The organism is Sphingobacterium tabacisoli, from assembly GCF_017908035.1.
GTDB classification, from domain to species: domain Bacteria; phylum Bacteroidota; class Bacteroidia; order Sphingobacteriales; family Sphingobacteriaceae; genus Sphingobacterium; species Sphingobacterium tabacisoli.
This window is the reverse complement of the sequence record NZ_JAEQMU010000001.1, coordinates 1,886,571-1,911,863: the sequence shown is the minus strand read 5'-3', so window position 1 is coordinate 1,911,863 and position 25,293 is coordinate 1,886,571. Positions and strand designations below refer to the sequence as shown.

Annotated in this window: 19 protein-coding genes and 1 tRNA gene; 10 read left to right on the top strand and 10 right to left on the bottom strand. The window is 36.7% G+C overall.

Annotated features, from left to right (window positions below):
* Positions 1–359: 359 nt before the first annotated feature.
* Positions 360–3,326, bottom strand: coding sequence for a DEAD/DEAH box helicase (locus JKG64_RS08070; RefSeq protein ID WP_246512502.1), 2,967 nt, complete (start codon positions 3,324–3,326; stop codon positions 360–362).
* Between the two features lie 195 nt (positions 3,327–3,521).
* On the opposite strand from JKG64_RS08070, the gene JKG64_RS08065 reads away from it, so the two are divergent.
* Genes JKG64_RS08065 through JKG64_RS08035 form a run of 7 tightly spaced genes read left to right on the top strand, consistent with a single transcriptional unit; the run spans position 3,522 to position 15,422 of the window.
* On the top strand, positions 3,522–4,322 hold the full coding sequence (locus tag JKG64_RS08065) for a type IV toxin-antitoxin system AbiEi family antitoxin domain-containing protein (protein ID WP_210353785.1): 801 nt from the start codon (positions 3,522–3,524) through the stop codon (positions 4,320–4,322).
* A complete protein-coding gene (locus JKG64_RS08060) occupies positions 4,322–5,179 on the top strand; it encodes a nucleotidyl transferase AbiEii/AbiGii toxin family protein (RefSeq protein ID WP_210353784.1) in 858 nt (285 codons plus the stop codon). The genes JKG64_RS08065 and JKG64_RS08060 overlap by 1 nt, the downstream gene beginning before the upstream one ends.
* Positions 5,180–5,187: 8 nt before the next feature.
* Entirely contained in the window at positions 5,188–8,256 is a 3,069-nt protein-coding gene (locus tag JKG64_RS08055) for a type I restriction endonuclease subunit R (RefSeq protein ID WP_210353783.1), read from the top strand.
* 3 nt (positions 8,257–8,259) lie between these two features.
* Positions 8,260–9,900 (top strand): HsdM family class I SAM-dependent methyltransferase, encoded by a 1,641-nt coding sequence (locus tag JKG64_RS08050; RefSeq protein ID WP_210353782.1) that lies wholly within the window; start codon positions 8,260–8,262, stop codon positions 9,898–9,900.
* On the top strand, positions 9,893–11,818 hold the full coding sequence (locus JKG64_RS08045; protein WP_210353781.1) for a restriction endonuclease subunit S: 1,926 nt from the start codon (positions 9,893–9,895) through the stop codon (positions 11,816–11,818). Before JKG64_RS08050 ends, JKG64_RS08045 begins: the two co-directional genes overlap by 8 nt.
* Positions 11,815–13,317: a hypothetical protein gene (locus tag JKG64_RS08040; protein ID WP_210353780.1), complete on the top strand. Its 1,503-nt coding sequence runs from the start codon at positions 11,815–11,817 to the stop codon at positions 13,315–13,317. The genes JKG64_RS08045 and JKG64_RS08040 overlap by 4 nt, the downstream gene beginning before the upstream one ends.
* Positions 13,318–13,361: 44 nt before the next feature.
* A complete protein-coding gene (locus JKG64_RS08035) occupies positions 13,362–15,422 on the top strand; it encodes a DUF262 and DUF1524 domain-containing protein (RefSeq protein ID WP_210353779.1) in 2,061 nt (686 codons plus the stop codon).
* An 8-nt stretch (positions 15,423–15,430) separates the two neighbouring features.
* Here the strand turns inward: JKG64_RS08035 and JKG64_RS08030 are convergent, their stop codons facing one another.
* Positions 15,431–16,225: a hypothetical protein gene (locus JKG64_RS08030; RefSeq protein WP_210353778.1), complete on the bottom strand. Its 795-nt coding sequence runs from the start codon at positions 16,223–16,225 to the stop codon at positions 15,431–15,433.
* A 106-nt stretch (positions 16,226–16,331) separates the two neighbouring features.
* Positions 16,332–16,715, bottom strand: a complete 384-nt coding sequence (locus tag JKG64_RS08025; RefSeq protein WP_210353777.1) for a helix-turn-helix domain-containing protein — start codon at positions 16,713–16,715, stop codon at positions 16,332–16,334.
* Between the two features lie 168 nt (positions 16,716–16,883).
* Here JKG64_RS08025 and JKG64_RS08020 point away from each other — a divergent pair, with 168 nt between their 5' ends.
* The 3 genes from JKG64_RS08020 to JKG64_RS08010 are packed head-to-tail and all read left to right on the top strand — an operon-like array spanning position 16,884 to position 19,945.
* On the top strand, positions 16,884–17,810 hold the full coding sequence (locus tag JKG64_RS08020; RefSeq protein ID WP_210353776.1) for a hypothetical protein: 927 nt from the start codon (positions 16,884–16,886) through the stop codon (positions 17,808–17,810).
* 20 nt (positions 17,811–17,830) lie between these two features.
* Positions 17,831–19,057 carry a hypothetical protein gene (locus JKG64_RS08015; RefSeq protein WP_210353775.1) on the top strand — a complete coding sequence of 409 codons (1,227 nt, stop codon included), beginning with the start codon at positions 17,831–17,833 and terminating at the stop codon, positions 19,055–19,057.
* A 45-nt stretch (positions 19,058–19,102) separates the two neighbouring features.
* Positions 19,103–19,945, top strand: a complete 843-nt coding sequence (locus JKG64_RS08010; protein WP_210353774.1) for a HEPN domain-containing protein — start codon at positions 19,103–19,105, stop codon at positions 19,943–19,945.
* Positions 19,946–19,948: 3 nt separating this feature from the next.
* On the opposite strand, the gene JKG64_RS08005 is transcribed toward JKG64_RS08010, so the two are convergent.
* The 7 genes from JKG64_RS08005 to JKG64_RS07975 form a co-directional block, all read right to left on the bottom strand.
* Positions 19,949–20,623, bottom strand: a complete 675-nt coding sequence (locus tag JKG64_RS08005; protein WP_210353773.1) for a P-loop NTPase family protein — start codon at positions 20,621–20,623, stop codon at positions 19,949–19,951.
* Entirely contained in the window at positions 20,547–21,314 is a 768-nt protein-coding gene (locus tag JKG64_RS08000; protein ID WP_210353772.1) for a transcriptional regulator, read from the bottom strand. The genes JKG64_RS08005 and JKG64_RS08000 overlap by 77 nt, the downstream gene beginning before the upstream one ends.
* 11 nt (positions 21,315–21,325) lie before the next feature.
* Complete coding sequence (locus JKG64_RS07995) at positions 21,326–21,601, bottom strand: helix-turn-helix domain-containing protein (protein WP_210353771.1); 276 nt, start codon at positions 21,599–21,601, stop codon at positions 21,326–21,328.
* A gap of 83 nt (positions 21,602–21,684) precedes the next feature.
* Entirely contained in the window at positions 21,685–22,533 is an 849-nt protein-coding gene (locus JKG64_RS07990; protein WP_210353770.1) for an RteC domain-containing protein, read from the bottom strand.
* Positions 22,534–22,614: 81 nt separating this feature from the next.
* A complete protein-coding gene (locus JKG64_RS07985; RefSeq protein WP_210353769.1) occupies positions 22,615–23,862 on the bottom strand; it encodes a site-specific integrase in 1,248 nt (415 codons plus the stop codon).
* A 262-nt stretch (positions 23,863–24,124) separates the two neighbouring features.
* Positions 24,125–24,209: transfer RNA gene (locus JKG64_RS07980), tRNA-Ser, on the bottom strand.
* A gap of 123 nt (positions 24,210–24,332) precedes the next feature.
* Complete coding sequence (locus tag JKG64_RS07975; protein WP_210353768.1) at positions 24,333–25,217, bottom strand: bestrophin family protein; 885 nt, start codon at positions 25,215–25,217, stop codon at positions 24,333–24,335.
* Between the last annotated feature and the right edge of the window lie 76 nt (positions 25,218–25,293).

Here is a 25,293-nt window from a genome sequence, read left to right as displayed (position 1 = left end):
AATGAACGATGGTAGCGTCGGCCACCGATGGCACCGCAGCCCGAGCGATCTGCAGGCGAGCCAAACTCGAGGCGACGGTGGATGGAACTGGGCAGAACAGATGGTGATGTAATGTAGCTTGCGAAATGTAATGAACCAGATGTGATGCGCTGTGACAGACAAAGTAGGCGCCTATGATGAGGAGGACTGAACTGCAAGGATGATGACAATCTGCGTAAGCACCTGTAGGGCAAAGAGGCTCTATAGGATGCCTTTGATTTCTATTCTAAATCCTATAGTGCCTCTTTGGATTGGCGGCATTCTTTGCTGAAGGACGACGAGGAATGCCTTATTTCCTTACCATGTAATTTTTGGTTGCTTTATAATAATCGTTCTTCCAACATGGTCTTCCATAATATAAAACCTTTTGCTGGATCTGTATAGTCATGTAATATTCGACTAAAGTTTTGAGGAATATGTCCATCTAAATACACTTGTCTACCTTTTTCTCGAATAATCTGTAGGTCTTTATCAATGATTTCGATTGCTTCTATTAATGAAGATCTATTTTTGTCGATGTGCCAGATGTATGTTGCTTCTTCTGTATCTAGTGTTTCTAGAATGATGTGATATTGTCTATTCCCTGAAAAAAGGAATACAAATGCAAACGGACTAAGTACGAAGCGAATTTTCATAATATCAGTTTGATGCTGGTCGGCTAAAAAACGAATTTGATCAGAATGCTTGTATTGTCGTTGCTTAAGAATGTCGGATATCATATCCTTGGCATTTTTGTATATGTTATGACCTTCCTGTAATTGCTCTGCTGTTAGTATATTTTTCTTTTGAAAGGGACCTTTTCCCAATAAACCTTTGTTGAGAAATTGAAATTTTACTCCTTCTACGATCTCTTTATTGATATGTTCGATATCTTTAGATGTAGCTATTTGTGCTACTAGTTTTCCGTACTCAAATTCTGCATTAATTTCGACAGTTATATTCTTTGACTTTAAGTTTTTGCTGAAATATGCTTTTAATACATCAAATTCAGGTCGCATTTCTTTGTTTTCAATCTGAAATTCTAACGTACTGTGCATCTCATCTACTTTGTAGGTAAATGCCACATGGCCATAATGAAAGGAAAGATTGTCAATTGGTATTTTGATGGATTTTTCTAATATAAATAAGTCTGCTGTATTGGGTTGGTAATCTAAGGTTGGTTCATCAAACAATGTCGCTTGTTTATCTATTTTACGATAATATGTGTTTCGCTTTAAAAATTGTTTGTTAAGATAGTCAACCTGTAGGTCTCGATAGTCGTAAATCGTTGGATTAATTTCGGACCTTTGTACCCTGCCGATGTACTGTATTAATTTCCCCTTAAATGAAAATGGATAAGCTAAAAAAAGTGTGTTAATATGCTTAATGTCTGAGCCTTCACCGAAGTATTGTCCTGTAGTAATTAACACTTGAAAATTTCCTTCTGAAAGTGCTTTCCACTTTGCTTTCTTATTACTGTCTGTATCGTCGCCACTGAGTGTTATGGTTTCATAATTAGATTTTAGAAGCAGGTTTAATGTTTCGATATGTTCTTTTCGCTCGGTAATTATTACAGCTTTCTTCCCTTGATTTAGTTCCTTAGCTACATCATCCCTTATGATATTGTTTCTGGCTGTATCATGGATTAGTATTTGGGAAAGAACCTCGAAATTGTCTGTTTTCGAATTGTATGGTACATTAAGCGTTGTGTTTCTTATAATTATTGTTGCTTTTTTATAGTCTTCAATTTCTTCAGATTTGATTTCGGTTATAATATCACCGAGATATGTGAAAATTAGCTTGTCATCGTTGTGTTTCCTGAAAGGTGTTGCTGTAAGTCCATAACAATACTTGCTTTGTAGAGCATTAATGGTATTACGGTATGACTCTGCAGGAACGTGATGACATTCATCGATGAGAATTGTTCCAAAATTATCATGTAATGTGTCGATATATTTAGGGAGACTTTGGATAGTAGCTATTGTAATGTGATTGCCAATTTTAACTTTTCCTTGACCAATGATACCTATGTCTTTTTTAGGAATGCCTAAAAATCCCTCAATACGTTCTATCCATTGATCTAAAAGTTGTTTACGATGTACAAGGATAAGAGCTGGCTGTTGTTTGTCCGCAATGATTTTTAATCCAATAACGGTTTTTCCTGCACCAGGTGGCGCGACAATTATTCCAAAGTCTTTTTTTGCAACAGCCTCTACTGTGTTATTTTGATGATTTCTTAATGTCGCTTGAAAAACAAAAGGGATAAGAGGAAGAGCTTTCCTTTCATCCACAAATTCATGCTCTAATTTTGTTTCTCTACAGAACCTCAAGAGTCTTCCAATAAATCCTCTAGGGATGTGAAGTTCATTTTTCTTTTCTTCTATTAAATTATAGAACCTAGGTGTTTCAAACGTACTTCTACCGGCTTTTTTCTTTATGATAAAAGCAGAATTTGCAAAGTTCAGGTTTTCTTTTAGAAAATTGATCAGGGTAAATGGGATGGAGAAACGATTTAAGCAAATTGTGTTACTTAGGGTTATTTTAAGTTTTTTATCAATATCAGGGCTAGGGTTATTCTCGTCGATATCAATTTCATTATCTAGTCGGTCCAGTAATTCCAAATTGACCTTGTTGATATTTTTCAAGTAGGTGACTTGATCAGGAAATGCTTCTAATGTTTCAGAATCGATAAAGCAATTATTGCCTTTTATTAGCGCTGGTAAATATAAAGGTAGTGCGATTAAATTCCCTAATCCTTCACCTGAATGATAATCTTGGCTTGGAAACATTCTGTCAAAACTAGAACTCTTGTCAAACATAGAGAACGCGCCACAATTTTCTAAGATACGAAGGAATATCCTACGACTTTTAATGGCGGGATATGGCTGATCAAAGAATATCCACACATGTGCTCCATTGCCTGAACGAGAACGTTCAAGATAAGCGGGAATATTTTTATTAGTGCAAGCTTCCAAATACTTTGCAGCTTGTTCTTGCCAGTTTGATTTGTCAAAGTCAGCTACGATGAACCACGAAGTATTATCCTTTAGCAATGGATAAATGCCAATCTGCTGATCTCCTCTTAAGTGTTTATCAATCTCTATCTCCGATAATGGCAAGTATGTCTTGTGTTGATAGCTTTTAAATGTACCTCCATTTGCCTTATGCAACCTATAATGATACGGGTCGTAACTATAGGCCGGCATATAGGCAGATTTCCCTGCCTTCTCCCAACGAACAGCAAACACATCTTCACGGCCTCTAAAGAGGGAAAGGATAAGTTTTATGTCATTTGGTGTGTAATTCATTACGTATTATACAATTCTGGGTCAAGATATAAAATTGAGTACCAATGTTATGAAGTTTTGTAGAAATTAGTGAAGTTCCAAATTGATTTAGGATATCAATTAGCTGCTTGTTTTTATCTATTTCGTTTCATATCTTTACCAATCGAGGAACGATAAGACCCAATTATTGGGTCTTATCGTTCCGCAAAAGGTAATATGGCAGACAGCGTTTACATATCGGAACACTTAACTAAACCACAGCTTGAATTCTTAAAGTTGTTGGATGATTATGAAATTCAGATTTTTAAATTCACTGAAATCGAACAGTTATTGGGTCAAAAGTTTGATAACTTAAGTGAGATATTGGAAAATCTGGTTGATAAGGAACTTCTCGCTCGGATAGAAAAAGGAAAGTTTTGTCGACAAAATTTTAGGGACGAATATGTGATAGGCACTTTCGTTGCAGAAAACAGTGCTGTTGCGTATTGGTCTGCATTGAATCTGCATGGATTGACAGAACAGTTCTCGAATACGGTTTTTATTCAGACAACCCATAAAAAACTGGATAAATCGATATTAGGCACGTCATATAAATTTGTAAGAATAGCTTCGTATAAGAAAGCAGGTATTACCTACAATGGGTATGGCAGTCTTAAATATGCTATCACTGATGTGGAAAAAACAATTGTTGATTGTTTTGACCTACCTCAATACTCGGGAGGATACGCAGAGTTGATCAGAGCGGTGGGCCAAGCCAAAATGCAAGGTAGCAAATTGATTCGCTATTGTGAATTGGTAAATAATATAGCTGTCACTAAACGATTAGGATATCTAATTGAATTGCTCCGTATAGAAGGTTTAGAAACTTTTATCGACTATGCTAAAAGCCAAGTAAATAACAAGTATAATTTATTTGATCCCCAGGGATTAGAAGAGGGTGAATTTGTCGCGGAATGGCGGTTGCGATTGAATATTAGTCGTGAAGAATTGTTGGACATCTCTAATAAACAATATTGATGATACTGAAAAAGGAAATCGATAAAAAAGCACAGGAACATGACGTTTCTAGAAGTACGATTGATAAAGATTGGGTATTAGGCCATTTTATAGACGCTATATTCTCCAACAAGACTTGTCGAGATTCTTTAATTTTTAAGGGAGGAACTTGCTTGCGCAAGTGTTATTTTCCAGATTATCGTTTTTCAGAGGACTTGGATTTTACTTCTATAAATACGGAGTTTAAGTTGACTGAGCAGTTGATGGAAGAAATAATGACTTCTGTTCAGCAACGGACAGAGATGCCTCTCCATTTAGATAAGTTAACAGAGCTACGTCATAAAGACATGTTGACGGGATATGCGGCGATTGTTAAGTTTTGGGGTGCAGACCATGCTAAAGATCAAGCTCCCCCTGCTCCTGTCAGATGGACAACTTCTATTAAAATCGAAATCATTCTTTATGAACAAATGCTTTTTAGCCCTATTGATAGATCAGTCTACCATGATTATTCGGACGAACTGTCTTCTGCTGTAGCGGCTATCTCATGTTATGATATACGTGAAGTATTGTCTGAAAAGCTGCGTGCATTAATTCAACGTTCTTACACCGCTCCTCGGGATTATTATGATATATGGTATCTATCCAAATATGGAGGAGATATTGACTGGTCTGAAATAAAAGCGGCCTTCTTAAAGAAAATGGAATTTAAAGGACTCGAATTTACCGGTGTAGAACAACTACTCAATGCTAAGAGTGAGAACACTGTGAAAAGAGCTTGGAAAACTAGCCTCGGGCATCAGATTTCACCTAAGAAATTACCTACTTTTGACACCGTAAAAACAGATTTGGAAATATTGTTTAATCAAATCTTCTAACTTATAGAATGGCATTTAACGAAAATTCACGTGTAAAGATTCCAGCGTTATTACATTTAATACGTTTGGGGTATACGTATATTCCTTTACGAGAACAAATTAGAAGATCGGATAGTAATATCTTTGAATCTATATTTTTAGATAGTATACAACGAATCAATCCTGATGTAGCTTTAGAAGATCTCAAACGCTTGCTGGATGAAATAAGTTTAGAGTTAGACTATGAAGATATTGGTGAGAAGTTTTATCAACGTCTGACTGCGACTTCGGGGATTAAGCTGATTGATTTTAAGAATTTCAATAATAACAGCTTTCATGTAACTACGGAGTTAACTTGTAAAAATGGTGATGAAGAATTTCGGCCAGATATTACCGTTTTGATCAATGGAATGCCTCTAGCTTTCGTAGAAGTAAAGAAACCAAATAACAAAGAGGGAGTTTTAGCTGAACGGAAGCGGATTAATAGTCGATTCAAACAGAAACATTTTAGAAAGTTTGCCAATATTACTCAGTTAATGGTGTTTTCTAATAATATGGAGTATGAGGACGGTATTGTTGAACCGGTATTTGGTGCTTTCTATGCTACTTCTGCCTATGCCGATCTGCATTTTAACTACTTCAGGGAAGATGTAGGCTATCCGGTTAAACAGGAATTGATCAACCTTTCTGAAGACCAGGAAAACTTTGTGCTAAAGGATAACAATCTGTTGGTTATAAAGCATAGCCCAGAATTCAAGACGAATAAGAAACCTCACAGTCCTACGCATAAGATATTAACGTCGTTATTCAGTAGAGAACGTTTAGGCTTTATTCTACGATATGCTATAGCTTATGTGCGTGAGGAAAGTACTGTCCAAAAACATATCATGCGTTATCCGCAGGTGTTTGCTAGTGCGGCAATAACTGCAAAGCTAGACGAAGGTAGAAGGAAAGGCATTATCTGGCATACACAGGGGTCGGGAAAAACAGCGTTGGCATATTACAATGTCAAGTATTTGACCGACTACTATCAGAAAAAGCAGATAATACCTAAGTTTTATTTTATTGTTGACCGATTGGATCTCTTGATTCAATCCTCTAATGAATTTGCAAAACGAGGATTGAAAGTCAATAGAGTAAATTCACGACAGGAGTTTGTTGCTGACCTAAAGATAGTAGGTGCCATTCATAATGATAGCGGACAAGCTGAAATAACGGTTGTCAATATTCAAAAATTCAGCGAAGATAGTACTGTTCCTGATGATCTTGACTATGATATCAATACACAGCGAATTTTCTTCTTGGATGAAGCACATCGTAGTTATAATCCGAAAGGAAACTATTTGGCAAACCTGATAAATTCGGATAAAAACGCTATAAAAATAGCCTTGACAGGTACTCCTCTTTTAAAAGAGGTTGCAAAGGAATATGATTCGAAACTGCTGTTTGGTAATTATATTCACAAATATTACTACAATCGCTCCATAGCTGATGGCTATACCTTACGACTCATACGTGAGGAAATTGAAGGTAGCTTCAAGATGGAGATGAAGGAAGTAATGGAACAGATTAAGGTACTTCGAGGAGATATCAAAACCTCGGATGTATATGCTGACCGAAGATTTGCACAAGGTCTACTAGACTATATTAAGAAGGATTTAATTGATTTTAGGGATTACTGGCGGGATGAATCATTGGGCGGAATGGTCGTTTGTGATTCATCTAAGCAGGCGAAGATGTTATTTCAGTTATTTGAAGAACAATATGGTATTCAAGAAACAAGTGTACAAAATCTTGCCATAGCCGCAGAACCATCTGTTCCTTACGGGACCCGTCGCAAAGAAAAACTGACTGCAGCGTTAATACTTCATGACGAGAACGACAAGCAGATCCGTAAAGATTTGATCGAGGCTTTTAAAAGTGGTAAAATAGATGTACTATTTGTCTATAATATGTTACTGACCGGATTTGATGCAAAGCGCTTGAAAAAGCTTTATCTAGCGCGAGTTATCCAGGACCATAACCTACTACAGACCTTGACCCGTGTAAATCGTCCTTATAAAAACTATCAGTATGGTTATGTGGTAGACTTTGCAGATATTTCGGCCGCATTTAATCGAACCAATCAGCTCTACTTTGAGGAATTGCAAGAACAGTTGGGTGATGAGATGGAGATGTATTCGTATCTCTTCAAATCCAAAGAAGAGATTACAAAGGAAATCAACGACATCCAAGAGACACTCTTTCACTATGATACCCAAAATCGGGAAATATTTTCGCAACAAATTTCCCAGTTGCAGGACAAGAAAGAATTGTTACGATTGGTCAAAGCTTTAAGAACGGCAAAAGAACTAAAGAATATCATTGCTATCAATGGCTATGAGGGATTTGGTGAGTTGATCGACTTTGACGTATTGAATCGTTTGCTGTTGGAAGCTCAAAGTCGTTTAGATAATCTGAATTTTGTAGAGAGTTTAGAGAGCGAAGACGAAACTCGTAATTTGCTAGAAACTGCTCTGGAAGATATCGTGTTTCAATTCATTAAAGTCGGGGAAGAGGAATTACGGTTAGCCGATGAATACAAAGATCAATTGCGTAAAACTAGGGAAGCCTTACAGCAAAACTTCGATACAGGAGATCCAGAGTTTATCAGTTTGAAAGAAGAGCTGGAACGTATCTTCCGAAAAAAGAATCTTTCTGAAACTAACCAAGAAGATATGGTTGAAAACATGCAGTTGCTCCGAAAAATATATGATCAGGCTAAAGAACTGAATCGTAAAAATGCCTTGCTAAGAGCTAAGTACGACCATGATGAAAAATACGTACGCATCCATAAGCGTTTAACTGAGAAAAGTAATCTCTCGGCAAAGGAAATTCAATTGCACAGAGCATTGATGCAAGTAAAACAAGAAGTAGATGATAAGTTAGAAGGACAAGAAGATATATTGGAAAACCAGGCTTGGTTTGACCGCTATTTGGTTAAATTGGTCGCTCAACAATTTGTAGTTAAAGAGAAAATAGAATTGGATGCAGTAATGCGTCAAAACATAAGTAATCTGATTGGAAAAGAGTATTTCCAATTACGAGATAGTAAATAAGAAATGACACAAGATATTACATATACTACTAAGACTAAACAGCTAATTGACAGCTTGAAAAGCGTATGTGCCAATTATGGTTTGGGAAATGATGGTAATGAGTTTAAAATTATTACTCAGGTATTTTTATATAAATTTTTGAATGATAAATTTCGTTTTGAAGTCAAAAGACTAAGGCCGGAGTTAGCGGATAATAAAGAGTTCTATCAAAACTTAAAAAACCTATATGAAAATGAAGATGGGCAATATGAGTTATTGATGGATTTGTTGGATGAGAATGTTCCGCAATTGAAACCGCACCAGTTAATTTCTCATTTGTATAACAACCAGAATTCAGAAGATTTTGCAAAGACCTTTGATGATACACTGCGCGATATCAGTACAGAAAATGCGAGTGTTTTTTCAATTAAGTCCTTTTCTGGCGCGAAAGACAAGCTTTTTGATGAGTTAAGTAATTATATCACTGACTCCTCACAGAAAGACGACTTCTGCAAGGCTCTTGTTAATAAACTTTTTGAATTTAGTTTTGAAGAAAGCTTTGAAGATTATTTTACAGAGAAATACGATTTCTTTAAAGATATTTTCGAATATCTGGTTAAGGATTACAACTCTGACTCTGGTGGTAAATATGCAGAGTACTATACCCCGAATGCGGTAGCACGTATCATAGCAGATGTATTGGTGCAAGGCGATGTTAAAAAAGTCCGTTGCTACGACCCTAGTGTAGGATCTGGATCATTGTTAATGTCGTTAGCCCACAATATTGGTGAAGATAGATGTACCATTTATTCAGAAGATATTTCGCAAAAGTCAAGTACGATGCTGCGCTTGAATTTGATCTTAAATAATCTGACGCATAGTATTCCGAACGTGATTAAGACTAATACTATTGCACAACCATATTATTTAGAAAAGCAAAAATTTGATTACATCGTATCTAATCCGCCCTTTAAGTTAGACTTTTCCGATTTTAGAGAAGACCTGGATACAGATCGGTTCAAAGAGCGCTTTTTTGCAGGGATTCCTAATGTCCCTAAAGCAAAAAAAGAATCTATGGCTATTTATTTATTATTCATTCAACATATCATGTACAGTTTGAATGATACGGGGAAAGCAGCTATCGTGGTACCAACAGGATTTATTACCGCACAAAGCGGAATTGAAAAGAAAATACGGGAGCGATTAATTGACAATGGATGGCTTCGTGGTGTGGTGAGTATGCCAAGTAATATTTTTGCGAGTACCGGTACTAACGTTTCTGTGATATTCATTGATAAACAAGCTGGGCAAGAACAAATCGTGTTGATGGATGCCAGCAAGTTGGGAGAAACTGTCAAGGAAGGTAAAAATCAGCGCACAGTGCTTACTAAAGATGAAGAGGAAAAGATTGTTAATACTTTTTCTAATAAAGAATCTGTAGAAGGACTTAGTGTTGTTGTCAATGCTGATGAGATTAAATCGAAGAACTATAGCTTCTCTGCAGGTCAGTATTTTAAGGTTGATATTGAGTATGTGGATATTACAGCAGAAGAGTTTTCGGCTAGAATTAAAGGCTTTGAAACAAAATTAGATAAGCTTTTTAAAGAAAGTAACACGCTGGATGCCGAAATTCAGGAACAATTGAAAGGATTGATGTATGAATAAGATACTGTTGAAAGACATTGCACAGATTACAATGGGACAATCTCCAGATTCAAAATTTGTGTCATTTGAAAAAATTGGATTACCGCTGTTAAACGGCCCTGCTGAGTTTACAGAAAGATATCCAGTTCCATTACAGTACTCATCACAATTCAAAAGGGTGGCAAATCTCAATGATATTTTATTCTGTGTAAGAGGAAGTACTACTGGGAGAATGAATATAGCAGACCAAAAATATGCTATAGGTCGAGGATTGGCATCAATTAGTCATAGAGTAAATCCAAGTTTGACCCCTTACATAAAGGCACTAATTGATGTCAACTTGAAAAAGTTGTTAGGAGGTACATCTGGTTCTGTTTTTCCAAATATTACTAAAGACAACTTACTTGAACTTGAATGCTATGTTCACAAAGATAATGATCAGGAAAAAATTGCATCCTTTTTGTATAAATTAGACCGAAAGATGGAGTTAAACAATAAGATTAACTCGGAACTTGAGCAAATGGCTAAAACGTTATATAATTACTGGTTTGTGCAGTTTGATTTCCCGAATGAAAAAGGTCAGCCGTATAGATCCTCTGGTGGTAAAATGATTTATGATAAAGTTCTTAAAAGAGAGTTGCCAGAAGGATGGGATTTTAGCGTATTTAGTGATTGGATAAAGGATATAAAAGCTGGAGATTGGGGAAAAGAAACAAAAGAAGGCAATTATACAGAGCGTGTTTATTGCGTTAGAGGGGCGGATATTAATGGGCTTAATGGAAAAGGAGAAGTAAAAGCTCCCCAACGTTTTATCTTGAAAAATAATTTGACAAAAGTACTTAAACCTAATGACTTTATCATAGAGATCTCAGGGGGGAGCCCAATTCAGTCTACAGGAAGAATAGCATTATTGACAAATAAAACTTTTGGTAGGTTTGACACGGGGGTCATCTGTTCAAATTTTTGCAAAGCGATTTCATTAAAAAATGAAAAATATATTTTCAATTTTTTGCAAGAGTGGCGACGTCTTTATGATGCAGGTGTGTTATTTGGTTACGAGGGGAAAACAAGTGGGATTAAAAACTTTTTATTTGATTCATTTGTAGATTCTTATAATGTTATATTACCACGAACTGAAATAGTTGAGCAGTATTATGATATTGTCGAGCAATTGGAAAAGAAAAGGCAAATTAATCTTCAACAAAACCAAGAGCTTGCTCAACTTCGCGATTGGTTATTACCAATGTTAATGAATGGACAAATAAAAGTTGGTGATAATTACAATATAGATAATTCTGAAATTTTAGTTGCTGCAGAACCAGACATATGTTATGGTAGCATAGAACCATTAGACATCCCTTCCAACAGAAAAGGATTTGCAAGACAAGTTTTAGCAGGAAAAGTAGTATCGGTATTTAAAGACGATCCAAATTTTTCCAATATCAAATTTCAAAAAGTCCAGTTCCTGGCTGAAAATCTCATCGGGATAGATTTGAATCAGAATTATTACTACCAAGCAGCTGGCCCATATGATAATGCCTTTATGAAATCGATATATAACCACTTCAAGACACAGAAATGGTTTGATTCACAAAATCAGCGATTCGTTCCTTTGACAAAAGCGGAAAAGATAGAAGAATATTATCAAGGATATTTTGGTACAATGCAAGATTCCTTGGATAAGTTATTTGGTCTATTATATCAAACAACCGAAGCTGAAGCTGAAATAATTGCGACTATCTATGCTGTCTGGAATAACAGAATTATAGAAGATACATCGATCTCAGACGGTGAGCTGATCGAGGACTTTTATAAGTGGAGTGATCGAAAGCAGCAATATACCATTGAACAGATAATGATTGGCTTAAAGTGGTTAAGAGATAATAATTTGGAGCCAAAAGGATTTGGGAAGTTAATAAAGAAAGCGAAGGGGAAATGAGTCGTATAGAAATCACACCCTATTCAACAATCACAGATCAAAGCTATGACGAGGATACGGTTGTATCAATTGACGCAGCTTCGTTTGCTGGAGTTCCATTTCAAGGGGGAAGAATAACTTTTACTTTTATTGGCTGTCTATTTCGAAAAGTTTTTATTGAAAATATAGAGGAGATAGATTTTGAAGAGATCAGCATTCAATTCGTCGCTTGTTTTGTTGAAGATTTGCAAGTTGAGAGTATTTTATCTAAAAATATCTCACTGCATTTTTTTAGTTCTATATTGGCAGGTCGAATAAGTAGTCCTAATCTTGAATCGACAAGTATAAATAATTGTGTTGGTCGAAGTGTATTTTTCTTAGATCAGAATAGTGTAGATATCTCATACACAGAAGAAAATGTATTCCCAAAATATTGGCGTAAATTACTGAGAGGCATCAATACAGATTTTTCTACAGCTCTTAAGGAAAAACACTCGTATTTTATATACGACACAAAAAATGTTTCATTTAAAACTAATGAATCAGATGAGGTTAAAAGGGGATTGTATAGAATCAGCTACGCCCAATATGACCCCTACAAAATTGGATACGGCTTAAACAGAGAAGAGAAGGCTCTTTTTGACATTAATTTATTAATTCAATGTTCAAAGTCCATCGAGGAACAGAATACATTAATTTCTGGATCATATCTAAATTCACTATCCCTGTCTGGTACTATAGAAGGTCCATTACTGATTGAAAACACAAGAATTAATAGTTGGTATATTTCTAATTTCCTTCCAAAAGGAGAAGTTAGTTTATACAATATTTATCCAATAGATGATAAGGTTGATAGTAAAATTGGAATACACAAGAGTGATCTTGACGGTGTTTGGTTTGATAACGTAGATTTCGATAAGTATAAGCGAATCTCCCTTTATAGATCCAAGGTTGCAAAGGCAACATTTACTTCTTGCAATTTCCCTGATAATTACTCAAGTTTTGAGAGGTTTATGCCGATTGAGAACGTACATTACCCCGAACGCAAATCTGAAAATCATCATAAAGATCAATACGAGATATTCTTACAGATTAAAAGATCTCTGGAAAGTACTGGTAACTACTACGAAGCACAGAATTTGCAATCAATTGCTCATGATGCATTAAGCAAAATAGATTCAATATCCCTAGGAGATTCTCTCATTCTAAAGGTAAATAGTGTATCAAATAAGCATGGACTTTCGATTGGTAGGCCATTTTGGTGGTTCATAGGAGTTTCTATATTACTTTATATCCTATATTTATTGAGTTTAGGAAGAGTTTTTAACTCTAATTATGTTGATTATAAATTGATTGGTTACTATTTTTCATTTATTGACCTTACTCATCGAAATGACTTTTTGGTCAGTAAAGAAGAATTTACGTCCTGGTCGTTAGCTATCGATTACATATCCAAAGTTATTTTTGGATTTATCATTTATCAGTTTATAGCCTCGTTTAGGAAATATGGAAAAAAATAGTTATTGTATTAATACCGAAATAGTATTGTATTAACCTAAAAATTATGAAGGCAACCTCTACAAACCTTTTGACTGTTCTCAAAGGACCAAAACAATTTGTGATCCCGATTTATCAGCGAACTTATAGTTGGCAATTATCACAATGTAGACAATTATTAAATGATATTTTAAGAGCAGGAAATAACAAAAGCGTGTCGGGCCATTTTGTGGGATCTGTTGTTTATTTTCAGGAGAGTATTTATAATACTACGGATGTGCCACAGTTGCTTATTATCGATGGACAACAGCGAGTAACCACCGTCAGTTTAATTATTTTAGCACTATCGGAGTTTCTAAAGAATAATGTAGTTGAAATAGAAACCAATGCTTCAAAGCTAAAAAACTATTACCTTTTAAATGCAGATGAAGAAAATGAATTAAGGTACAAGCTTTTACTCACAAGAAGGGACAAAGAAACTTATTTGAGTCTTCTGAACGACATTCCATTGCCGGAGAAATATTCGCAAAGGGTTTTTGAAAATTATCAGTTTTTTAGGAAAAATATTAACGGAGAGAACGTCAATGCATTATATAATGGTATCATGAAGTTGTTTGCTGTAGATGTTACGCTTGAAAAAGGTAAAGATAATCCACAGCTTATCTTTGAAAGTATGAATTCAACGGGTTTAGATTTGTCTCAAGCGGATCTTATTCGTAATTATATCTTAATGGGGCAAGAGATCCAAATCCAAACGAGGTTGTATGAAAAGTATTGGTACCCGATGGAACAAAACTATGGAAACGATTATGTAGCATTTTTTGATCGATTTATGCGGGACTATCTATCTACTAAGACGGGAGTGATACCAAACATTAACCTTGTTTACAATGCGTTCAAATCCTATGCGAATGGTTTGTTGATAGAAGATATTGTAGCCGATATCACGGAGTATGCCTCTTATTATGCCAACATGGTATTGCTGAAGGAAAAGGACCTGGATTTATTAAAAGCATTTAGAAACTTGAAAGAACTACGTGTAGATGTGTCTTATCCATTCTTACTAGCTGTGTATAATGATTACAGCAAGCAAGTAATCGACAAAGCGGAATTTTTAGCTGTCTTGCAATTAGTGGAAAATTATGTTTTTCGAAGAGCGATTTGTGGAATTGCTACCAACAGTCTTAATAAGACGTTTCTCACATTGTATAAATCAGTTAATAAGTCGGATTATTTAATTAGCCTATATGCTACGATGCAACTTTTCAACGGTTACAAGAGATTTCCGAACGACAGTGAATTTATACGTGAGATCAAAGTGAAAGATCTATATAATTTCCGATCTAGAATTTATTTTCTCAGCAGATTGGAAAATTATCGGCGAAAAGAATGGGTGTCTATCAGTGATTATACCATAGAACATGTTCTGCCTCAGAATGAAAATCTCAATCTTGAATGGCAGCAGATGCTGGGTGAAAACTGGAAAGAAATACAAAACAGCTGGTTGCATACATTGGGTAATTTGACATTAACAGGCTACAATTCGGAACTGAGTGACCATCCATTTCAAAAGAAGAAAACTATTGAAGGTGGATTTAATCAGTCGCCAATTAGCCTGAACAATTACCTACGTACGGTGGAAGAATGGAATGAAATCCATATTCAGGAAAGAGCTGGTCAATTAGCTGAAATCGCAGCCAACATTTGGAAATATCCGAACCTGTCAGAAGAGGTGTTAACTAGGTATGTTGAACAAGAAAGGCGAGTTGCTAATGAATATACTATAGGGGATTACGAGTATCTGTCTGGGGAAATGCTTATCCTCTTTTACGAATTGAGGAAGCGGATACAGGAGTTGGATGATTCTGTTCGAGAAGAGTTCAAAAAGCTTTACATCGCTTATAAAACTTCTACAAACTTTGTAGATATCGTGCCGCAAAAATCTCGTCTTCGATTATCCTTAAACATGCCATTTAGCGAGTTGATAGATCCTGAAAATATATGTAAGGATGTTACAGATCTTGGACGATGGGGTAATGGGGATGTTGAATTAGGATTAGCGTCAATCGAAGAAATATCTAAGGCTATGGGATTCATCCAGCAGGCGTTAGATTATCAGGAACAATAAAACTTATCTTAAACATCCGTAAGACCTTGATGTCTACGGATGTTTTGAAATGATTCAGACATCCATCCCATTGCGGTTTTCATTTGGATAAAATCAATGAAAACTTCCTTTGAATTTGTATCTTCACCATAACGAAGTGCTGTACCATAAGGATCGAATGTATCAAAAGTGGAAATAATATTTGTAAACCAATCGGGACAATCCTGGTTGTATTTTTCTTTTATACCATTCTTAAATTTTTCAAATAGCGTCTTTAAATTATGAGTTTGCTTAGACGAGCTAAACATAGACTTTAGGTATAGCTCTGTAGCATGGCGATAATTGTATACAGCTGGACAAAATAAATCCCATGGAGCTTCATCCTTGAGTGCAACAGCTATTAATTCATCTCCAGCTAGTTTGTAAGAATTTGCAAGATAAAATATATCACTAAACTCTGATAATCCGCCAAACAATACACCGTGTTTCCATGTTTCATCAATTTCATCGTGATAATCGAAAGCAAATGGACTTATTTTTAAGAGTAGGTCATCTATCAACTCATGATCATAATGGCTATTAATATTCAATCCTATTTTGATATGTTCTAAGTCAGGTTGGTCTTCCCAATAGTAATAAATGTATGCCATTACCCTAATATCATCTAATTCGAAATAGCGTTGTGTACCTTTTGTTGGGTTTGCACTTTTACCCAGGTATTCGGAAAAAGTCTTAGACCATGTTTTGACAATCAAAGTATCTACTTTAAAAAGCTTGGCTATGTAGGAGACTGGAAATTTATTGTTGAATATTATATTATTCATGTGATAATGCTTAATTAGCAATTAGGAGTTCTAATAAAAAGGTGTGTTCAGTAGGAATGAACACACCTTTTTAATGAACGTTTTTTCATATGATAATGAAGGAAGCTTATTTATCTTTCAGTAACCTTTCCAAATACTCCACTTTAGATTTTTCGGCTTCGAGAAGGCGCTCGTAGAGTTCGACAACCTTATCAATAGGATTGAATGCACATTCTTTGGCATAAATAGCTCCGTTATTGGAACTGTTGTCGTTAAAATTGTTAATTATATTAAACACAGATTCTTCATCAAAATTACGTATTGCATCTGGAGTAACGCCAAGTATTTGTGCTACTTGGGATAACAAGTCTTCTTCTATCTCGGCACTACGCTCCATATTTGATACGGTCTGTTGACTTACACCTAATGCATTAGCTAATGCTTCTTGCTTCATGCCGCGCAACTCTCGTAAGCGGCTGATTTTTGGTCCGATCTTGTTTTCCTTGCTCATACTTCAAAGTTAATAATAATCTGTCATTTGTTTATCGAGAATCTTGTGTCTTGGTATTTTACAAGATTGCTTTTGTTTTTTACAACTGGGATTGGTGCGTTACAAGTTGTTTTGGTTCGGTACGTGGATGAATGTTAGGTACTTTGTGTAAACTAAATATAAACAGTTATGATTACAATTAAAAATGATGGGCATCATTCAAAAGCATATGATAATGACCTTTCAACACGAACAACCAACCACATTTACCTACACCCCGGACATCATTCAGGCGAATTTGAAAACTGGATGCGGAAGATTGGAGGATTGTTACAGATTAATAGGGAATATTCACAGCTTAAACCTCTTCTTGATATGATTATTGCGTTGTTGGAACCGAGTCGTTTGTTTTTAATTCCACATCCTAATATAGAAGGATTTGATATCAACCCTACATTAGAAATTATTTTGGTTCTTAATCTTAGACAGGATTCTAATCATGAAAAACTGGTAGAAAAAGTTTTAAATGTTGCATGTATGAAAAAATCATCGGTGGTGATAAATCTTTTTTTTGATGATGAGTGGGACTGTGAAATAGAAGATGAGCATATGTTCCATACATCACATTGTAGATCAAAGTTTCTTATCTTTTCGGGAAGCCCATATCGTATCCAAGAACCCAATCAAGATGGCCTTAAAAGAGTACAAGAAATCATTACTAATCGATTCCAAGACCAAGTTATAAAATCTAAGGCTATGCTAGCTCAAATCGAAGGGCTATATAATGAACAAACATCATCAGATTTATTATATGGAGTTTCTTCAGCCTGTATTAAACAATTCTATAGAATGGTATCTATGCCATTCCTATTGGATTTACCTGTTCTAAATAGATCATATACTGAACTTAAGAAAATGGCGACTCGAATTATTCCCCAAGTGCAAAACCTTACTGACAAATTAATAGAACTGTATCCAATCTGGGATAATGAAGAATTAGACGAAGATACAAAGCGCGATGTATATTTACCAAGTTTTGTTGACCTGCAGAAATATTTTGAGATTTTGAAAACAGCTTTTGAGCAGAAATTGGTAACGTTATTTGATAACGAATAAATCAGAAATAATACGCACATATGGAAACGAAATATCACGTAAAACACTACGACGAAAAAGACAATATTATAGAAAGTCAACAGTCCGAATTAAGAAGATTTTTTGAGAAGAATAAACTTGGTAAGCTTAAATTCGAATTGAATCAGTTCACTATAGAAGTACTTAGCGAAGAACCTCCAAAAAAAGATTATAGTAAATTCGTTAAGAAGTTGAAATTTCTTATTAATTATGGTTGGGAATTAATATTCCAATATCACCGATATCAAATACGGATTGATGTCGAACACACTGATTTTATCGAAAATCCTCTATATCTAGCCGAAAAGTTTCAGTCGCCGCAATTCAGACAAAGAAATTCTGGCTTAAGTGGGTTTTACGGTGATATCACTAATTTATCTATCGTTGATGCGGCTAATATTTATACCGTACTAAACGATTTTTATAACGAAATATCTATTATAAGTTGGCTTGAGCTTATGGATCATTGGCTTTATGTCACTGAAGAAGACGGAAACCTCTGGGACTTTGTCCGTACAGATCAGAACCCATTGAAAACACAGATCTTTTTGGCAAAGCTTATCGAATCACTTTATCTATTTAGTATGCCTGATTTTTTTTTAGCTCAAGCTATAAACACGCCTACAACACATTTACTTTATAATCGGACTTCATATCAAGATATGGACATAGATGATTTGGAACAATATAATCCATACTTCTGGTTGGTAAACCTATTTGACGGAAAGTCCGTGGATCATTATATTTCAAATCTAAATAAGCTATATAAACCTGTACTGGCGGATGAGACAGAGGTACTCACGAACAACGAATATTATGAGCTGGGAAGAGACTTTAGGGTAATGATTCAGACCATGTGGATGACAATTCAATGTCGAATCCTTCCAGTGGAATGGACAAAAGTATTTGAAGTTGATAGAAGTATGGATGCAATAGGTGAACTACAAAATGACATTAAATCATGCCTTAATAACCTACCAGTAAATTCACCCGTTAATCTTGAAGATTTAATCGGTCAACTATTCGGCCGTGAATGGAAAGTACTTGGTTATGAAAAAGCAATTGACATTATGGTTGAACAAAAGGTTTGTGATAAATTTAGATCAATTACTTTTTCCATGTGTAGGATGGAAGATTTAGAGTTAATTATCAAAACTTGCTATCTGATGCTTCTTGAGATGAAGAGAAAAAAGGCAACTGGTCAATTGGTGGATATCGACTATCTATAAAAATTCAATGATACTTACTAAAGCAAAGCTAATAAGTGATTAATTATGGTACATTTTGAAAGCAAAGAATTTGATTCCTTGAATCTAATTACAAATCGTCTTGTATCGTTGGTGGAAATAGATCAAGTGTATTTTTCTAGCTATTGTTTCCAAGGTACTTCGTTTAAGGAGGTGCTTGTGCTGATTCCGAAAATCAACAGGCAGCATATTACGGAAGTTCGTCCAATGGTTGGTATGGTCATGTGTAAGTATAGTCACCTTCGCTATCAAATATATTACGTCGATGAGGTACGTAGAAGTATATTCCGAGGCGGTGGTGCTTTCATTGAAAGATGCCATTTTGATAATCTTATCTATATAAATCCTAAATCTGCTCCTGTGATGAGTAAGATTCCTGATATAAAGGCATACTTGAGAAAGGCTTATGAAAGTTTTGAAATGGAATGTGCTAAAATCAATTCTTTTAAGGATGGGGCAGAATACTTCTTTAAAAAGAGACGCATCCCGTTGTGTGCTTTTATGCTTCACCAGACGTTTGAACTGTTGTATAGAATGGCTGAAATTGTGTTCTTGGGTAGAGAGAAAATTTCTCATCAATTACGTAATCATCACCAACTGTTGTTACCCTATTTGCCTTCATTGAAAACAATTTTTGATACCGATCATGAATATGATATGTTCCTGCTGGAGGTTTTGAATGAAGCCTATCTTGCTGTAAGATATCAAAATAACTATACTGTGGATATGGATGATTTAGATTGTCTATTTGTTAAAAGTTCAGCAATAGAGAGACTCCTAACGGAAAGCTGTTCAGAGATGATTACTTATTATGAAAGGGTAAACGTTGATGTTCAAAATATCAGTTCGGCAGATGTATTGCCGAACTGATATTTACTTTCTCTTATCCTGTACACTCATATCAAAACCAATCAGATTGACCATTTCTCGGAGCCTTGACCGCAGTCTATTTCCGTAAGCCTCTTCAAGCTCGGTAGCGGACAGATTGGTGGTGATGTGCGTCTTCAGCTTTCCGGCTACAAACAGGTCATACCTAGAGAGCAGAATCTCGGCCAGTACGTTACACTCATTGCCAAAGTGCTTCATGTTTTTCTCGGTACCGAGATCGTCAAAACAATAGTTCCTAAACTCGCTGGCGTAAATCTTCCCTCGGCTGTAGCGGTGTATCGTTTCGTAGCCATCTTGTATGAATTCGAATGTGATATCCCTCGCACTCTTAACGACGAATCTGTCTTCCTGGTTACATATTAATCGGAATAGATTCATAAGCGTGGTCTTGCCGCAACCAATCGGACCGGTGAGCATTATTCCTTTTCGAAGGTCTATGCCGTGATCTTCGCATAGTGCTGTGTCCTGAAGAAAGTAACCGGCTAACTTCAAGATGGTCGGAATGTCTTCGTGCTGCAGCTGAAACTTGGGACCATAGAACTCTTTACCTTTCTGATCAAGAAACCGGAGTACACGGTTGTAGTCATAACGGTTCGAAATAGTTTTTGCTTCCGACGGTATGAAGCTGCTGTGCTCGAGTTGTGTTATTGTGTTTTGCATGATTGTTAAATTTCGTTGAGTTTGCGATCCAATTTCTTGCTGAGGCTTCCCAATCGATCATGGGGCTTTTACCTCCGACCAACCATCCATTGGCGGTGTAATGATTAATGAAGCGACGGGCCTCCTGGATGGTGGAGCGTTGACCGAGGAAGAACTCTTCGACCTGGTGCGCGGCAGGTGGAATTTTCTTTTCTTTTTTGGCGGAACTTTTTTCTTTTGTTTCTCCAGAGCTTTGTATTCCAGAGCTGACTAAATTTTGATTTCTATTTTCCTTTTTCTCTCGCGCGGTTGTACTGATATTATCTGTGATAATATTAGTACTAGATAGTTTATTATATGGCTCGTTTAATGCTCTTGTGGTCAAATTTTGAACAGGTTCGTCTGCTGTACTGCTCTGGGGTTCTTCTTTCGGAAAAAAAGAAATCTGACTTCCCTTTAGGGGATTGTAAGATGGCTTGTAATTGATGTAGCGTTGCGCATGGAGATAAGCCATGGCTTTGTGGTAGGTCGCTTTGGAATTAATCTTGCTGAGGCGCATCATGTCATCGCGGATAATCTGTATCTGCTGTGGAAAGCGGGACTGGTTCCATGTCTGGAACAGGGCCATAAAGAGGCTCAGGTGTGTCGGTGTCAGATTTGGATCCGAGGTGGACTTGTTGAAAAATAATGTTAACTGCTTTATGTAGTTCATGTTGAGCGTATTTATGATACTGGGCTGAATGAGTTGTCGTCAAAGGAATCGTTTAAGGCATCTAAACAATAGAAATAGGTGCTGCCGATTTTTCGCCATTTGATGGTACCATTGATCCGGTAGTTCTGTAATGTTCCGGATGATATTTTTAACAATTGCTCTACTTCTTTGGAGCGCAGCCATTTCTTTTTGTTTGGCTCATTACCCTTCATTAATGTTCTGAGTTCTGCGAGTAGCTCGATTTTGAAATTGATAAGGTCTTCTTTGGTTAGAATTTGTAGTGACATAATTTTATGATTTTGATGAATGATAAAGGTGGTCATTATATAAATTCTTTTTTCCCAACTTGTTACCAACTTGGGAAAGATAATTATGGAAACAACTCGTTGTCAGTATCTTTCATTCTCTTAATCAGTGCATCCCGAAGTGAGTCTAAGAACTTGGTCTTGTTGTTTTTGCGTGCCCGTATATCGTAGAATACACGGTTGTACTGCCCTAGGTCGAGATCAAAGATCTCTTCGAAGTATTCGGCTATTTCTTTGAGGTCCGCTTTACCATTATTGAATACACCTGCGGAATGGAGTGCATAAATTGATTCGATAAGATCGGATTTGGAGGAGGTCCATTTTAGCCTGGATTGTTTGGGCTGAATTGTAATCTGGGGTGAGGTCAGGGATTTTATTTTCTTTTTGAGGTAATGCCTGGTCATCTCTAGGGCTTCGACATTCGCAAACATGTACACGGATGGTGTGGTGTATCTTTTGTCTATATCCATGATAATGCCGTCATTGGGCAGAAAGAAATCGTGCTCTAGTCGTGTGAAGAACTGTCTGTCGAGTTTGTTGGAGTTGGTCTTGTAGTAATTGTAAAAGAAATGATTGCCGCCAATCTGCTTCTTGATCTTATAGAGAGCCTTAAGATAATATTTTTTAATCTTGCGGAGCGGAATAGCGGGTTTTTTGATTTCGATTCGCTGCACGGTGTAGTAATACTGAATCAGGGCCAATAGATGGCACTTGATGTTCTTGAAGTAGAAAATCTCGTCCTCAGGGCTGAGGGTGTTTAGGTTTTCAAATTTGTCTTTTACAAATTCGAGTCTTCCGGAGATGAAGTGTATGGCCATCTCGGTAATCTGGGAGCTGTCGTGTCTATACTGTTCTTCTAGTTTTTTGACATAGGTGGTGATGTCTTCATTGATTTTTTGAAAAATTTGATTCATTGTTGTTTATGTTGGCTCGTGAACCTCAATTTTAAAGATTATATCGCTAGGTGTCTTTGGAATCGTGTAACATATATATGGTTAACTTGTTCTTTTGATAGGGTTTGCCTTTTGGCTTTCTATTAATGCTTTCAGATTGTCCATATCGTTAGCGACTTTGCTGTCGGTGATCTTGGCATAATGCTGTGTGGTCCGAATGCTCTTGTGGCCAAGCATCTTGGATACGGATTCAATCGGTACGCCGTTGGATAACGTAACGGTGGTGGCAAAGGTGTGTCGAGCACAGTGGAAGGTGAGCTCTTTCTTGATTCCGCAGATGGTTGCTATTTCTTTGAGGTAGGCATTCATCTTTTGATTACTGGCTACGGGTAAAAGAGTGTTTTCATTGTTGCATTTGGGATGGTCGTGGTACTTCTGGATAATATCCAATGCGGTGCTGAGTAAAGGAATGCGTGATGGTGTATTTGTTTTCTGCCTCTTGGTGTCTATCCATAACTGCCCGTCGATGCCTTTGATGATATTATCGGGTGTGAGCTGCTTGACATCGATATAGGCTAAGCCGGTAAAGCAGGAGAACAGGAAGATGTCGCGAACTGCATCCAAGCGCTCGATGGTAATCTTCTTTTCGATGATGGTCTCTAGTTCTTCTTGGGTGAGGACATTGCGCTCTACTTCCTGAAGCTTGACTTTGTAATTGAGACATGGATCTTGGGTGAGCCAACCATTGGCCAGACATATTCGGATGATTTTCTTAAAGTTCTTGATGTATTTGACGGTGGTGTTATTGCTGCAGTCTTTTTCGGTACGCAGATAGAAGTCGTATCCGGTTACGAAGGCGTGGTCGATTTTGTCGATGGCGATATCGTCGGTGCCGTATTGGTGCTTGATATAGTTTTGGGTGTGCTTGAGTGATGTTTCGTAACGCTCGTAGGTTCCTTCAGAATAGTCTATGCCTATCAGTGCTTTTAGTTTTTTGTTGTGGTCCTGGAAAATGGGTATGAGTGTACGTTCGCGTTTGATGCTCTTGCCTTGATAGGCGTTCATGAAATTGTCCAATGTGATATTGACGGATTGATACTCTAGTATGACTTGGGTCTGAGTGAGTTTGTTTTTGATGCTCTCGAGATAGTTATTTATTGAACGGGCTTCTTCGGTGCTGCCTTTGATTTTCATCGTTTTTTGATCCCACTTGGTTGGGTGGATGAATTTTCTGGTCGAGAACTCGGTGCGCTTGCCCTGAATGGTAATCCGTACATAAATGGGATGTTGGCCTGCTGCATTGGCTTTGGATGCGCGGGCATAGATGTAAACGGTGACTTGACTGCTCATGGTTGTGGTGTTTTATTTCAATAATCAATTTATTCCTTGTGCATGGAACTATCAAGATGTTCAGGCTTTGGTCTTGTGTAGGCCATTTGATGCTGATTCTTGAAGTTCATTTTAGCGAGACCCTAGCAGACTAAATATTAGGGTCTCGCTTGGGTCTCGCTGAAAACGAGAAGTATTGAAAAAAACGGGATTGGTCTATAAACAGAAAACCCTACAAATCTTTGAATTTGTAGGGTTTTGATACATTTTCCTTGTTAGGACGCGGAGAGCGAGGGATTCGAACCCCCGAACCTGTGACAGTTAACGGTTTTCAAGACCGCCGCATTCGACCACTCTGCCAGCTCTCCGCCACAAAAGTAGAAAAACTAACTAATTCTGCAAAACTAAAATTGCCTATATTGTATTAACGATTGAAAATGAGGTTGATTAATTTGTTTTCGAGCCTTGTATTAGCTAGAAAAAAGAAAAAATCAAGGTAAAAGCAACTCTCCGCTATGTTTTTTTATGTTAGAAGTAATCTTGTCGATAGGAAGATCGTCTGAGTCTCTGCCAAAAGGTTCTTCAATAGATTCGCCTATCATCTCGATGCTGATAAGGACATAAAAGATAAAGGGAACAGCAAGTGCAACGAAATAACCAATCGAAAATACATAACCAAAAGGTAGGGTAGCCGTGTAGATAATAATAAATATCTTGATAAAGGAACTGTAAGCAATAGGAATTGGTGTGTTCTTTATTCGTTCACAGGCACCACATACATTGGTCATAGCGGTCAGCTCGTCGTTGATGATCCGTAACTGGTCGCCGGTGATGACTTGCTGTTTGTAAAGGTTGTTGGTTTTTCTGAATATAAGGGAAGCAACTTGATTCGGCCCATGCTTCTTGTCATCCAATCCATTTAACTCTGGATGTAAGGCCTCATCCAGCATAAATTTAGTATAATCGGAACGCAAAAAGTTATAGAGGGTCTCTGCATAAAGAGGAATGGACTTGCGGTAAAAGCTACGGTTTACCTTGTCGTCAAGAGGAAGCATAGCATTGAGCTTGAAGGCGAGGGAGCGACTGACATTGGTCAGTGTGCCCCATTGTTTGCGCGCTTCCCACCAACGGTCATAGGCGGTGTTCGTACGGAAAACTAATATTAAAGAAAGGACAAAACCTAATAGGCTATGGACGATGGTGATGTTCTTTACCCAGCTGCGGTCCGACAGTTTCAGATACTCCAATTCTAAATAGGCAACGCCCCATGAGAATAATGCTGTAAGAACTAATAAAGGAGCTATTTTTTTGAGATAATCGGATTTATAAAAGTATTGGGTAAGATTTAGCCAATCTTTAGGATTGTAAACTTTCATATATAATTTAACTGTTCTTTAAAGGCTATATGGAATATCCAGTGTACAGCTATACTTGGTGGTGTAAGTTGTAGTA

What these genes read in the sequence shown, in the direction of transcription:
- JKG64_RS08010 (WP_210353774.1), top strand. Translation starts at nt 19,103, where the DNA reads ATGGTACATTTTGAAAGCAAAGAATTTGATTCCTTGAATCTAATTACA.
- JKG64_RS08060 (WP_210353784.1), top strand. Translation starts at nt 4,322, where the DNA reads ATGATACTGAAAAAGGAAATCGATAAAAAAGCACAGGAACATGACGTT.
- JKG64_RS08045 (WP_210353781.1), top strand. Translation starts at nt 9,893, where the DNA reads ATGAATAAGATACTGTTGAAAGACATTGCACAGATTACAATGGGACAA.
- JKG64_RS08030 (WP_210353778.1), bottom strand. Translation starts at nt 16,225, where the DNA reads ATGAATAATATAATATTCAACAATAAATTTCCAGTCTCCTACATAGCC.
- JKG64_RS08025 (WP_210353777.1), bottom strand. Translation starts at nt 16,715, where the DNA reads ATGAGCAAGGAAAACAAGATCGGACCAAAAATCAGCCGCTTACGAGAG.
- JKG64_RS08015 (WP_210353775.1), top strand. Translation starts at nt 17,831, where the DNA reads ATGGAAACGAAATATCACGTAAAACACTACGACGAAAAAGACAATATT.
- JKG64_RS07985 (WP_210353769.1), bottom strand. Translation starts at nt 23,862, where the DNA reads ATGAGCAGTCAAGTCACCGTTTACATCTATGCCCGCGCATCCAAAGCC.
- JKG64_RS08005 (WP_210353773.1), bottom strand. Translation starts at nt 20,623, where the DNA reads ATGCAAAACACAATAACACAACTCGAGCACAGCAGCTTCATACCGTCG.
- JKG64_RS08055 (WP_210353783.1), top strand. Translation starts at nt 5,188, where the DNA reads ATGGCATTTAACGAAAATTCACGTGTAAAGATTCCAGCGTTATTACAT.
- JKG64_RS07990 (WP_210353770.1), bottom strand. Translation starts at nt 22,533, where the DNA reads ATGAATCAAATTTTTCAAAAAATCAATGAAGACATCACCACCTATGTC.
- JKG64_RS08050 (WP_210353782.1), top strand. Translation starts at nt 8,260, where the DNA reads ATGACACAAGATATTACATATACTACTAAGACTAAACAGCTAATTGAC.
- JKG64_RS08070 (WP_246512502.1), bottom strand. Translation starts at nt 3,326, where the DNA reads ATGAATTACACACCAAATGACATAAAACTTATCCTTTCCCTCTTTAGA.
- JKG64_RS08065 (WP_210353785.1), top strand. Translation starts at nt 3,522, where the DNA reads ATGGCAGACAGCGTTTACATATCGGAACACTTAACTAAACCACAGCTT.
- JKG64_RS07975 (WP_210353768.1), bottom strand. Translation starts at nt 25,217, where the DNA reads ATGAAAGTTTACAATCCTAAAGATTGGCTAAATCTTACCCAATACTTT.
- JKG64_RS08000 (WP_210353772.1), bottom strand. Translation starts at nt 21,314, where the DNA reads ATGAACTACATAAAGCAGTTAACATTATTTTTCAACAAGTCCACCTCG.
- JKG64_RS08040 (WP_210353780.1), top strand. Translation starts at nt 11,815, where the DNA reads ATGAGTCGTATAGAAATCACACCCTATTCAACAATCACAGATCAAAGC.
- JKG64_RS07995 (WP_210353771.1), bottom strand. Translation starts at nt 21,601, where the DNA reads ATGTCACTACAAATTCTAACCAAAGAAGACCTTATCAATTTCAAAATC.
- JKG64_RS08020 (WP_210353776.1), top strand. Translation starts at nt 16,884, where the DNA reads ATGATTACAATTAAAAATGATGGGCATCATTCAAAAGCATATGATAAT.
- JKG64_RS08035 (WP_210353779.1), top strand. Translation starts at nt 13,362, where the DNA reads ATGAAGGCAACCTCTACAAACCTTTTGACTGTTCTCAAAGGACCAAAA.